Origin of the sequence: Micromonospora sp. NBC_01740 (genome assembly GCF_035920365.1) — a bacterium.
GTDB classification, from domain to species: domain Bacteria; phylum Actinomycetota; class Actinomycetes; order Mycobacteriales; family Micromonosporaceae; genus Micromonospora; species Micromonospora reichwaldensis.
The window spans coordinates 251,393-263,482 of the sequence record NZ_CP109150.1 but is presented as its reverse complement, the minus strand read 5'-3'; the positions used below and the strand labels follow the sequence as shown (position 1 = coordinate 263,482).

Genomic DNA, 12,090 nt, shown 5'->3' with positions numbered 1-12,090 from the left:
CTCAGAAGTCGCCCTCGGCCACCTGGAAGACGGTGAGGCCGAGGGCGCGCCACATCCGCACCACCTGCTGACGGTCGTCGAAGACGCCGACCACCCGGTAGCGGTCGGCGATCTCGCGCTCGTAGATCTCCCGCTTGACCACGGAGTCCTTCCGGCTGTCGCCGACGGCGCGCAGGTGCAGGCCGAGGTAGGGGACCCGGACGTGCCGGGCCAGCCACGCCTCGGTGGCGGCGCGCGCGGTGGCGTCCCGGCCCGAGCAGAACACCACGCCGTATCCGGCGGCGTGCATCGCCCGGACCGCCGCGATCACCGCCGGGTTGGGCTCGTCCTCGGCGACCCGGGTCATGTCGTACGGGCTGCGCGAGACGTTCAGCGCGACCGTGCCGTCGATGTCCACCAGGACGATCTCCGGCGGCTCGGTCGACGGGGCGTGCACCGTGGCGGGCCGCCCCGTCCGGGCCTGCGGCACGGGCAGCGGCAGCGTACGACCTTCCAGGTAGCGCTCGTGCAGCCGGCGGATCCACGCCTCGCCGACCCGGTCGGCCTCGGGGCGGGCGGCGTCGCGGCGCAGGCACTCCGCCAGCGGCACGTCGGTGAAGTCGTGCACCTCGAACCCGGCGCCGTGCCGGGCGGCCAGGTCGGCCCAGTCGCGCAGGGTCCGCGACCGCAGGTTGGTGTCGTCGACGCAGACGTCGGCGTGGACCCGCAGCAGCGCCTCGACCTGCGCCCGCTGCACGACGGTGACCTGCCACTCCGCCCACTGGGTGAACAGCCGCTCGCCGTGCAGCATGCGGCGCAGGTCGTCGCGGTTGACGCGGACCACGGAGGGCTGGAGGGTCCGGGCGAACGTGGTCTTGCCGGAGGCGGGCAGTCCCCGGGTGGCGATCAGGCGGGCCATCGGCTCCTCCGTGTCGTACGTCGTCGGCGGTCCCCGCCGTCCGCGCCGCGTGCCCCGGGCGGGGCACGACGCCGACGGCGGCCGTGCCGGGACGAATGCCCGGCCAGGCGTCGGGAATGCAGCAGGTGGGGCGTGCGTTGTCGATGCCGGACCAGCCGTGCGGCCCGACTGCCGGGTCGGCGTACGCCCATGGCACACTGGTCAATCGGCCACCGGTTCCGGTTCACGCCCGAGCCCGTCGCGCGCCGCGACGGACACCGACGGCGACCCGGCGACCATCCACGAGAGGACCGAGGCGAGATGAAGTCCAACATCCACCCGGAGTACGTGACCACCGAGGTCAGCTGCTCCTGCGGTAACACGTTCACCACCCGCAGCACCGCCAAGGGCGGCTCGATCCACGTCGAGACCTGCAGCGCCTGCCACCCGTTCTACACCGGCAAGCAGCGCGTCCTGGACACCGCGGGCCGGGTGGCGAAGTTCCAGCAGAAGTACGCCAAGGTTCAGGCCAAGAAGGCCAAGTAGCTCCTCGTTCGGCGCCCGCGTCCGGTTTCGTGCCGGACGCGGGCGCCGTCCGTATTCCCCCTGGTCCTGCCCCGTCCCCGTCGAAGGAGCCTCCCCCGCATGAGCAGCGAGCGCCTGGCCGCCCTCCTCGACGAGTACGCCGAGTTGGAGAAGCGGCTGGCGGACCCGGCCATCCACGCCGACCAGAACACCGCCCGCCGGGTCGGCCGCCGGTACGCCGAGCTGGTCCCGCTGCACAAGGCGGCCGGGGAGCTGGAGCAGGCCCGCGCCGACCTCGCCGCCGCCCGGGAGCTGGTCGCCGAGGACGCGTCCTTCGCCGCTGAGGCCGAGTCGATCGCGGAGAGCCTGCCGGCGCTGGAGCAGCGGCTGGCGGAGCTGCTGATCCCGCGCGACCCGCACGACGCCAAGGACGTGATCGTCGAGATCAAGGCGGGCGAGGGCGGCGAGGAGTCCGCGCTGTTCGCCGGCGACCTGCTGCGGATGTACACCCGCTACGCGGAGCGGCGCGGTTGGCTCACCGAGGTGATCGACGCCCAGGACTCGGACCTGGGTGGGGTGAAGGACGTCTCGCTGGCGATCAAGACCAAGGGTGTGCCCGAGGGCGGCAACGGCGTCTGGTCCCGGCTCAAGTGGGAGGGCGGCGTGCACCGGGTGCAGCGCGTACCGGTCACCGAGTCGCAGGGCCGCATCCACACGAGCGCCGCCGGGGTGCTGGTGCTGCCGGAGGCCGAGGACGTCGACGTCACCATCGACCCGAACGAGCTGCGCATCGACGTGTTCCGCTCGTCGGGGCCCGGCGGCCAGTCGGTGAACACCACCGACTCGGCGGTACGGATCACGCACGTGCCGACGGGCATCGTGGTCTCCTGCCAGAACGAGAAGTCCCAGTTGCAGAACCGGGAGCAGGCGATGCGGATCCTGCGCGCCCGGCTGCTGGCGGCGGCCCAGGAGCAGGCCGACGCGGCCGCCTCGGACGCCCGCAAGGCGCAGGTGCGCACCGTGGACCGCTCCGAGCGGATCCGCACCTACAACTTCCCGCAGAACCGGATCACCGACCACCGGATCGGCTACACCGCGTACAACCTGGACCTGGCGCTCGCCGGTGACCTGGACGCGGTCCTCGACGCCCTCGCCGAGGCCGATCGCGCCGCCCGCCTGGCCGGCGACACCGAGCTGACCCGCCGCTGACCCCGGGGCCCGACGAGGCGTCAGGAGGCACGGGGGCGGGTCTTCGCCGCCAGCATCGCGCGGTCGGCGGCCTCGAACGCGGTGCCGAGGGCGTCGCGCAGGCCGGGACCGGTGGCGCCCACCTCGGCGAAGCCGACGCTGACCCCGACCGGCGTGCCGGGGACCAGTGACTCCCAGTCCTCGGTGCGCACCGCGGCGTCGATGCGGCGGCCCACCTCGGCCGCCTCGGTCATTCCGGCGCCGGGCAGCACCACCACGAACTCGTCCCCGCCGTAGCGGGCCACGAAGTCGCCCCGGCGCATCACCCGGTTGATCACCCCGGCGATGCGCTGGAGCACCAGGTCGCCGGAGTGGTGCCCGTGCCGGGTGTTGACGGCCTTGAAGCCGTCCAGGTCGCAGACGCCGATGACCACCCGGTCGCCGTGGGCGACCAGGGTGGCGATGTAGCGCTCCAGCCGCCGCCGGTTGGGCAGCCCGGTCAGCGGGTCGGTCAACGCCTCGCCCTCGAAGCGGGCCGCCTCGCGGCGCATCTCCTCGTGGTCGATGCGGGCGGCGATGCCGTCGATGTAGACGTCGCGGAGCCGGTCGTTGCGCTGGGCGGCCAGCCGGAACGCCAGCCGGTCGGCCCGGTGCGCACCCGCGTGGTCGCCGGCGCGGGCCAGGGCGATGCTGCGCAGCCGGGCCGGTTCGGCCGCGCCCAGCGTCTCCGTGGAGACCTGGACGGTGTCCAGCCGGGTGACGGCCTCGATCGGCCGTCCCTCGGCGACGGCCAGGCAGACCTGGCCGAGCTGGCGCATGTCGCGGGCGCGGGCGCTGTCGCCGCCGTGGCCGAGCAGCCGGGCCGGGCCGGCCTGCGGGGCGACGTCCCACCGGTCGCCGAGGGCCGCCCGCCGGGCGGCGGCGTAGCCGTACGCGGCCAGGCTGCTGGGGCGCAGCTTGCCGGCCCGTCCGCTGCCCAGGAACCGGTCCAGGTCGGCGGCGACGTCGCGCAGTACCCGCAGGCAGCCGTCGCTGTCGCCGTTGTGGTCCAGGGCGACGGCGTTGCGCAGCCGGATCCCGGGGGCGGCGAAGGTCTCCTCCGGGATCTCGGCGGCGCTGCCGAGCTGCCGCGCCCGTTCGATGGCGCCGAGGGCGTAGCCGTGGAAGCTGAGGTACGAGTAGGCCATCGCCAGGTCGTGCCAGCCCCACGCGGTGTCCCGGTCGGGGTCCGCCACCGCGCCCAACGCCCGGGCGGCCTTCACCAGGTGGGTGACGCAGCGGTCCAGCGCGCCCTGGTGGTGCGCGGCGAGGGCGGCCAGCGCGTTGAGGTGCCCGAGCAGGTAGGGCTCGGCGAGGTCGCGGACGGCGGTGGAGGCCTCCTCGACGGCCCGGGTGTACTCCGCCGTCCGCCCGAGGTTGATCACCGCGGAGAGGCGCTGCACCAGGGCGTCGGCCCGCGCGTACGGGTCGGTGGTGGTGGCGACGACCCGGTCGAGGATGGCGTACGCCTCGGCGGAGCGGCTGGACTCCTGGAGGGCCCGCGCCCGCGTCAGGGCGTCAACCTGGTCGGTGACCCGGTCGAGCCAACCCACCGCGACCTCCTGTCGGTGTGCGTCCGGACGCATCCGCTCGTGATGTCCAGCGCGACGCCCCATGATTATCTCGTGACCACCGTGCCGCAACACCCGTCCGAAGGGACGAGACGGCAGCGCCCTTCCGTGGCGTTGGCCCGGGCGTCCCGGACCCTCGCCGACGCCGGTATCGCCTCGCCCCGCGCCGAGGCGGAGCAGTTGGCCGCGTACGTGCTGGCGGTGCCCCGGGGTCGGCTGGCGCTGGCCGACGACCTCACGGCCGACCAGCTCGACCGGTTCGACGAGCTGGTCGCGCGGCGGGCCGGGCGGGAACCGTTGCAGCATCTCACGGGCAGCGCCGGCTTCCGGCACCTGGAACTGGCCGTCGGGCCGGGCGTCTTCGTGCCCCGGCCCGAGACGGAGCTGCTCGCCGGCTGGGGGATCGCGCAGGGCCGGCGCCTGGGCGCCGCGCTGGTGGTGGACCTGTGCAGCGGCTCGGGGGCGATCGCCCTCTCGGTGGCCCAGGAGCTGCCGGCGGCCCGGGTGGTGGCGGTGGAACGGTCGGCGGCGGCGCTGCCCTGGCTGCACCGCAACGCGGCAGCCCGCGCCGAGGCGGGGGACCGGCCGATCGAGGTGGTGGCGGCGGACGTCACCGCCGCCGACCTGCTCGCCGACCTGGTGGGCCGGGTCGACGTGCTGCTCTGCAACCCGCCGTACGTGCCGTCGGGGGTGGCCGTACCCCCGGAGGTGGGCCGGCACGATCCGGCGAACGCGGTCTTCGGCGGTGGGGACGGCCTGGCGGTGATCCGCCCGGTGATCGCGCGGGCGGCGGCGCTGCTGCGCCCGGGCGGCGTGTTCGGCGTGGAGCACGACGACACGCACGGCACGGCGGTGCCCGACCTGCTCGCCGCGGACGGCCGGTTCGAGGCGGTCGTCGGCCACCCGGACCTGACCGGACGGCCCCGCTTCGCGACCGCGTCCCGCCGGGCGGACGGCCAGCACGCCGCCGTCGCCGCGACGTGGCAGACTGACTCCTCGTGATGCTCTACGACTGCCGGTCGCCCGCCGACCGGGACCGCGGCATCGCCGCTGCCATCGAGGCGGTCAAGAACGGCGAGCTGGTCGTCCTGCCGACCGACACGGTCTACGGGATCGGCGCGGACGCGTTCACCCCGTACGCGGTCAAGGCCCTGCTGGACGCCAAGGGTGGCCGTCAGGTGCCGCCGCCCGTGCTGATCGGCTCCCGGCACACCCTCGACGGCCTGGTCTACTCGCTGCCCCAGGCGGCCCGGGACCTCGTCGAGGCGTTCTGGCCCGGGGCGCTGACCATCATCGTGGCGCACTCGCCCAGCCTGCGCTGGGACCTCGGCGACTCCTCGGGGACGGTGGCGGTGCGGATGCCGCTGCACCCGGTGGCGCTGGAGGTGCTGCGCGAGACCGGCCCGATGGCGGTCGCCTCGGCCAACAAGACCGGCCAGCCGGCCGCCCTCACCGCCGAGGAGGCCCGCGACCAGCTCTCCTACTCGGTGCGGGCCTACCTGGAGGCCGGGCCGTGCCCGGATCCGGTGCCGAGCACGATCGTGGACCTCACCGGCGAGGTGCCGCAGCTCCTCCGCCAGGGCGCCGTCGGGTTGGAGAAGCTCCGCGACGTGGTGCCCGACATCCTCGTCGGCCAGGGGGTCTGAGTGCCTCCGTTCACCGTGCTGCACGTGTGCATGGGCAACATCTGCCGCTCCCCGATGGCCGAGCGGCTGCTGGCCCTCGCCGTCCGGGAACGGCTGGCCCGCCGCGAGGTCGACCCGGAGCGCGCCGACGAGCTGCTGCACAGCCACAGCGCCGGCACCGGGGGCTGGCACGCCGGCGAGGAGATGAACCCGCCGGCGTCGCGCCAGGTGACCTCCCGGGGCGGAAGCGTCGCCGGCTTCGCCGCGCGCAAGCTGCGGTCGGACCACATCGACGCCGCCGACCTCGTCCTGACCGCCACCGCCGACCAGCAGGAGTACGTGGTGGCGCTGCGCCCCGACGCCGAGTCGCGCACGTTCGTGCTGGGCGAGTTCGGCCGGCTGCTCGCCGGCGTGGACGCCGCCGCCCTGCCGGCGGCCGAGGCGACCCCCGACGCGGTGTACGCGCGCGGCGTGGCCCTGGTGGAGGCCGCCCACGCCGCCCGGCTGGGCACCACCTCGCTGCCCACCGACGATCTCGACGATCCGTGGGGGCGCGGCGACCAGTGCTTCAGCCGGGTCGCCGACGAGATCGAGGAGAGCGTCCACCCCCTCGCCGCGGTGCTCCTGCCGTAACCCGCCCGAGTTACCCGCCCGCGTGAGTTTCCTGCGGGTTTGGGGGAAAGGGGCGGCCCAGAGGGGCTTTCGGGTCATTCTGAGTGGGTCCTGACCGGCTCCTGCGGGGAGAGCTGATGACCCGGGCACGCCTCGACAAAGTGTTCACCGTGCTGCTCGCCGGCTCGCTGGCCGGGCTGGCGCTCGCGGTGGCGGCCCTCCCGGCCGCGCTGGTCTTCGGGATCGGGTTCTCGGCGCTCGCCGCGCCGTACTCGGAGCTGCCGAACACGCTGCGCACGCCACCCACGCCCCAGCGTTCGAACCTCTACGCCAACGACGGCACCACGCTGATCACCTCCTTCTACCAGGAGGACCGGGTGGACGTGCCGCTGGCCGAGGTGGCGCCGGTGATGCGGCAGGCGGTCATCGCCGCCGAGGACACCCGGTTCCACGAGCACAGCGGGGTCGACCTGCGCGGCGTGGCGCGGGCCTTCACCGTCAACCGGGGGGCCGGGGAGACCCGGCAGGGCGCGTCCACGCTGACCATGCAGTACGTCCGCAACGTGCTCAGCAACGACCCCCGGCTGAGCGAGCGGCAGCGCGCCGCCGCCTCCGAGCTGAGCACCGCGCGCAAGATCCAGGAGATGCGGTACGCGCTGGCCCTGGAGCGGGAGCTGAGCAAGGACGAGATCCTCGCGCGCTACCTCAACATCGCCTACTTCGGCGCGGGCGCGTACGGGGTGGCCGCCGCGAGCCGCCGCTACTTCTCGAAGCCGCCGGCGGACCTCACCCTGGCCGAGGCGGCGCTGCTGGCCGGACTGGTCCGCTCCCCGCACACCGACGACCCGATCAACGGCGACGCGGACGCGGCGGTCGCCCGCCGGGCGTACGTGCTGGACCGGCTGGTGGAGTCCGGGCAGGTCCCGGCCGAGGCGGCGGACCGGGCCAGGGCGGAGCAGTTGACGCTGCGCCCCAGCCAGACGCCCAACGACTGCACGGCGGTGCCGGCGGAGCACAACGACTGGGGCTTCTTCTGCGACTGGTTCACCCGCTGGTGGAACGCCCAGCCGGCGTTCGGCGCGACGGTCGACGAGCGGCAGCTCACGCTGCGCCGGGGCGGGTTCTCCATCGTCTCCTCGCTCGACCCGGCGGTGCAGCGCGCCACCACCGAGCAGGTGCGCCGGATCTACTCGGTGGACGACCGCCGGGCGGCGCCGACGGCGGTGGTCCAGCCCGGCACGGGCCGGGTCCTCGCGATGGCGGTGAACCGCAACTACGGCGTGGCCGCCAACCCGGCCGGGCAGAAGAACCACCCGAACACGGTCAACCAGCTGGTCGCCGGGGGCGGGGCGATCGAGGGTTACCAGGCCGGCTCCACGTTCAAGGTCTTCACGATGCTGGCCGCGCTGGAGTCCGGGCTGCCGCTGAGCACGGAGTTCGACGCGCCGGAGCGGATCGTGACCGACTACTCGGCGAGCGGGGCGGCGAGCTGCGACGGGTACTGGTGCCCGCGCAACGCCAGCGACCTGATGGACGGCCGGCACACCATGTGGACCGCCTTCGGCGAGTCGGTCAACACGTACTTCGCCTGGCTGACCGAGCGGGTCGGCGCGGACCGGGTGGTGGAGATGGCCGAGCGGCTCGGCATCGTCTTCCGCGCCGAGGAGGACGCGCGGCTGGCCCGCCACGGCGCGCGCGAGTGGGGGCCGTTCACCCTCGGGGTCTCCGCCACCACCCCGCTCGACCTGGCCGGCGCGTACGCCGCCGTGGCGGCCGAGGGCTCGTGGTGCGCGCCGCTGCCGGTCGTCTCGATCGCCGACGCCGCCGGTCGCCCGGTGGCCGCCGCGCGGACGCACTGCCGGCAGGCGGTGGACCCGGACGTGGCCCGGGCGGCGGCCGACGCGGCCCGCTGCGCGGTCGGCGACCAGTCGATGTACCGGGAGTGCGACGGCGGCACCGCGGAGGGGCTGCGTCGGCTGCTCGGCCGGCCGGTGGCGGGCAAGACGGGCAGCTCGGACGGGTACGCGACGGAGACCGTGGTCGCCTTCACCCCGCAGCTGGCGGTCGCCTCGATCGCCGCGAACCCCGACGACCCGCGCGACGCGGTGGGCCAGCGGGTGCAGGGGCAGCTGGTCGAGGCGGTGGGGGAGGTGCTCGCCTTCGCGCTGCGCGACGAGCCCGTCCGCGACTTCGTGCCGCCCAGCGAGGAGACCGCCTTCCGGCTCACCGGCGCCCGCGCCGGCAACTGAGCCCCGGGCGTCTCAGCGGCGCGGGGACGCGGCCACGGGCCGGCGGGCCGCCTGCTCGGCCTGGCGGGCGATGTTGCGGGCCATCCCGCCGAAGACCACCGCGTGGAAGGGCGCCACCGCGCCCCAGTACGCGTGCCCGGGCAGCCCGCGCGGCAGGAACACCGCCCGCTGCTGGTAGCGGCTGCCCTCGCCGTCCACCCGGACCACCCGCATCTCCAGCCAGGCCCGGCCCGGCAGCCGCATCTCGGCGCGCAGCCGCAGCAGCTCGCCGGGCACGATCTCCTCCACCCGCCAGAAGTCCAGCGCCTCGCCGACCTGGAGGCGGTGCGGGTCGCGCCGGCCCCGGCGCAGCCCCACGCCGCCGATCAGCCGGTCCAGCCAGCCGCGGACCGACCAGGCCAGCGGGAACGAGTACCAGCCGTGCTCCCCGCCGACGCCCTCGACGACCCGCCACAGCTCCTCCGGCGGTGCGTGCACCGCCCGCTCGCGGACGTCGGTGTAGGCGGTCCCGCCGGACCACTCCGGGTCGCTGGGCAGTGGCTCGGCCGGCGCGTCGGGGCCGCTCGCGGTCGACCAGCGGGTCTCCACCTCGCCGTCGCGGACCTTCGCCAGGGCCGCCGCGACCGCCTGGTCGAAGCCGGTCAGCCCCTCCGGCGGGTCGGGCACGTAGGCGGCGATGTCGTGCTCGTGGGCGACGGCCTCGTGGACCAGGCTCTCCACCAGCGGTCGGGCGATCGCGTTCGGCACCGGCGTGACGAGCCCGACCCAGTGCGAGGAGAGCGACGGCGTCAGCGGTCGCACGGGCACGATGGTCCGCCGGCGCAGCCCGGCCACCCGCGCGTACCGCTGCATCATGTCCTGGAAGGTGAGGATGTCCGGCCCGCCGATGTCGAAGGCGCGGTTGACCTCCGGCGGCAGGTGCGCGCAGCCGGCCAGGTAGCGCAGCACGTCCCGGACGGCGATCGGCTGGATCCGGTTGCGGACCCAGCGGGGGGTGACCATGGCCGGCAGCCGCTCGGTCAGGTAGCGCAGCATCTCGAACGAGGCCGACCCGGACCCGATGATCACCGCGGCCCGCAGCACCGCCGTCGGCACCCCGCTGTCGAGCAGGATCCGCCCCACCTCGGCCCGGGAGCGCAGGTGCGCCGACGGGACCTCCCGGTCCGCCGCCGGCTCCGGCCCGCCCAGGTAGACGATCCGGCGTACGCCGGCGGCCCGCGCGGCCTCGGCGAACCGGGTGGCGGCCTCCCGGTCGGCGGCCTCGAAGCCGGCCTGGCCGAGCGAGTGCACCAGGTAGTAGGCGACGTCCACGCCCTCGAACGCGGCCGGCAGCGTCTCCGGCGCGCGCAGGTCGCCCTCGACGATCTCCGTCCGCGCCGCCCAGGGCACGTCCCGCAGCCGTCCCGCCTTGCGGGCGAGGCAGCGCACCGTGTGTCCCTCGGCCAGCAGCCGGGGCGCCAGCCGTCCGCCGATGTAACCCGTCGCTCCCGTGACCAGGCATCTCACGGTCTCCAGTGTGCGGCCCAATAGACTCTGGCGTCGTGGCTACTGAGACGAGCACCTTCTGGGGGCCGGACTTCGACCAGCTCCGCGCGACCGACCCGGAGATCGCCGGGGTGGTGCTCGGCGAGCTGGACCGGCTCCGGGGCGGCCTGCAACTGATCGCCAGCGAGAACCTCACCTCGCCGGCGGTGCTGGCCGCGCTCGGCTCGACCCTGACCAACAAGTACGCCGAGGGCTACCCGGGCCGGCGCTACTACGGCGGCTGCGCCGAGGTCGACCGGGCCGAGGAGATCGGCATCGCGCGGGCGAAGGAGCTCTTCGGCGCGGAGCACGCCAACCTCCAGCCGCACTCGGGGGCGAGCGCCAACCTGGCCGCGTACGCGGCGCTGGTCCAGCCGGGGGACACGGTGCTCGCCATGGACCTGCCGCACGGCGGCCACCTCACCCACGGCAGCCGGGTCAACTTCTCCGGCAAGTGGTTCCACACGGTCGGCTACACGGTCCGGCGGGACACCGAGCTGATCGACTACGACGAGGTACGCGACCTGGCCCTCGCGCACCGACCCAAGATGATCATCTGTGGGGCGACGGCGTACCCGCGGTTGATCGACTTCGCGCGGTTCCGCGAGATCGCCGACGAGGTCGGGGCGTACCTGATGGTCGACGCCGCGCACTTCATCGGGCTGGTCGCCGGGCAGGCCGTCCCGTCGCCGGTGCCGCACGCCGACGTCGTCTGCCTCACCACGCACAAGGTGCTGCGCGGGCCGCGCGGCGGCATGATCCTGTGCCGGGAGTCGCTGGCCCAGCGCATCGACAAGGCGGTCTTCCCGTTCACCCAGGGCGGCCCGCTGATGCACGTCGTCGCCGCCAAGGCGGTCGCGCTGCGCGAGGCCGCCCAGCCCGAGTTCCGGGCCTACGCCGAGCGCGTGGTGGCGAACGCGCGGGCGCTCGCCACCGGGCTGGCCGACGAGGGGATGCGCCCGGTCTCCGGGGGCACCGACACCCACCTCGCCCTGGTCGACCTGCGCGAGGTCGGGGTCACCGGCGCGGACGCCGAGGCGCGCTGCGACGCCGCCGGCATCACCCTGAACAAGAACGCGATCCCGTACGACCCGCAGAAGCCGATGGTCGCCTCGGGCATCCGGGTGGGCACCCCGAGCGTCACCACCCAGGGCATGCGCGAGCCGGAGATGCGCCAGGTCGCGTCGCTGATCGCCCGCGCCGTGCGCACCGATCCGGCCGCCCCCGGGGGCACCGACACCCTCGCCGCGCTCGCCAGCGAGGCCGCCGAGCTGGTCGCCGCCTTCCCGGCGTACCCCCGATGAGCGAGCCGCGCGCGGGCGAGCCGGGCGCCATCCGGTCCCGGCTGCCGCACCTTCGCCTGCCGCTGCTGGCCTGCGCGGTGCTCGCGCTGGTCGGGGTCCCGGCCGCGGCGGTGCTGCGCGGCGGCACCGGCGCGGCCGGCGTGGCCGCCGGGATCGCGCTGGTCGTCGTCAGCTACCTGGTCTCCGGCGTCTCGGTGGCCTGGGCCGACGCCGTCAACCCCCGGATGATCATGTCGGTGGGGCTGGTCACCTACGCCACGAAGATCGTGGTGCTCGGGGTGGCGATGGCGGCCGTGGCGGCCACCGGCTGGCCCGGCCTGCCGGACATGGGGGTGGCCATCATCGCGGCCGTGGTGGTCTGGACGGGCGCCCACCTGGGCTGGGCCCTGCGTACGCCGCTGCCCACGTTCGAGCGACGCGGTGAGTGAGCGTTATGTCGGATCTGCGTCCGGCATTTCGGGCTGCCGCGGCGGGCCGCACGGGAGTAACCTGACCAACGACTTTCGCGCCCGCGCCATGGCCCGCACGCTGTTCGCAGTGTGGGGGGTGCCGCACACTCCCGCGCGCTCCTGCTGA

11 protein-coding genes are annotated in these 12,090 nt (G+C 74.9%); 8 read left to right on the top strand and 3 right to left on the bottom strand.

The features are described 5' to 3' along the window. Window position 1 precedes the first annotated feature (1 nt). Window positions 2-898 (bottom strand): phosphatase domain-containing protein, encoded by an 897-nt coding sequence (locus tag OG989_RS01135; protein WP_327029445.1) that lies wholly within the window; start codon window positions 896-898, stop codon window positions 2-4. A gap of 300 nt (window positions 899-1,198) precedes the next feature. On the opposite strand from OG989_RS01135, the gene rpmE reads away from it, so the two are divergent. Beyond that, window positions 1,199-1,423, top strand: a complete 225-nt coding sequence (rpmE, locus tag OG989_RS01130) for a 50S ribosomal protein L31 (protein WP_088998650.1) — start codon at window positions 1,199-1,201, stop codon at window positions 1,421-1,423. 99 nt (window positions 1,424-1,522) lie between these two features. Next, complete coding sequence (gene prfA, locus OG989_RS01125; RefSeq protein WP_151452889.1) at window positions 1,523-2,611, top strand: peptide chain release factor 1; 1,089 nt, start codon at window positions 1,523-1,525, stop codon at window positions 2,609-2,611. A 20-nt stretch (window positions 2,612-2,631) separates the two neighbouring features. On the opposite strand, the gene OG989_RS01120 is transcribed toward prfA, so the two are convergent. Next, window positions 2,632-4,182, bottom strand: coding sequence for a GGDEF domain-containing protein (locus tag OG989_RS01120; protein WP_151452888.1), 1,551 nt, complete (start codon window positions 4,180-4,182; stop codon window positions 2,632-2,634). A gap of 81 nt (window positions 4,183-4,263) precedes the next feature. Here OG989_RS01120 and prmC point away from each other — a divergent pair, with 81 nt between their 5' ends. The 4 genes from prmC (at window position 4,264) to OG989_RS01100 (ending at window position 8,686) form a co-directional block, all read left to right on the top strand. Continuing rightward, window positions 4,264-5,202 carry a peptide chain release factor N(5)-glutamine methyltransferase gene (gene prmC / locus OG989_RS01115; RefSeq protein WP_442791936.1) on the top strand — a complete coding sequence of 313 codons (939 nt, stop codon included), beginning with the start codon at window positions 4,264-4,266 and terminating at the stop codon, window positions 5,200-5,202. Beyond that, on the top strand, window positions 5,202-5,846 hold the full coding sequence (locus tag OG989_RS01110; RefSeq protein ID WP_151452912.1) for an L-threonylcarbamoyladenylate synthase: 645 nt from the start codon (window positions 5,202-5,204) through the stop codon (window positions 5,844-5,846). Before prmC ends, OG989_RS01110 begins: the two co-directional genes overlap by 1 nt. Then, window positions 5,847-6,458 (top strand): arsenate reductase/protein-tyrosine-phosphatase family protein, encoded by a 612-nt coding sequence (locus tag OG989_RS01105; protein WP_151452887.1) that lies wholly within the window; start codon window positions 5,847-5,849, stop codon window positions 6,456-6,458. It abuts the gene before it with no gap. 116 nt (window positions 6,459-6,574) lie between these two features. Continuing rightward, entirely contained in the window at window positions 6,575-8,686 is a 2,112-nt protein-coding gene (locus tag OG989_RS01100) for a transglycosylase domain-containing protein (RefSeq protein ID WP_327029443.1), read from the top strand. Between the two features lie 12 nt (window positions 8,687-8,698). Here OG989_RS01100 and OG989_RS01095 read toward each other — a convergent pair whose 3' ends face one another. After that, window positions 8,699-10,192 carry an SDR family oxidoreductase gene (locus OG989_RS01095; protein ID WP_327029442.1) on the bottom strand — a complete coding sequence of 498 codons (1,494 nt, stop codon included), beginning with the start codon at window positions 10,190-10,192 and terminating at the stop codon, window positions 8,699-8,701. A gap of 35 nt (window positions 10,193-10,227) precedes the next feature. On the opposite strand from OG989_RS01095, the gene glyA reads away from it, so the two are divergent. Continuing rightward, complete coding sequence (gene glyA / locus OG989_RS01090) at window positions 10,228-11,514, top strand: serine hydroxymethyltransferase (protein WP_327029441.1); 1,287 nt, start codon at window positions 10,228-10,230, stop codon at window positions 11,512-11,514. Beyond that, entirely contained in the window at window positions 11,511-11,942 is a 432-nt protein-coding gene (locus tag OG989_RS01085; protein WP_151452883.1) for a hypothetical protein, read from the top strand. Before glyA ends, OG989_RS01085 begins: the two co-directional genes overlap by 4 nt. Window positions 11,943-12,090: the final 148 nt, after the last annotated feature.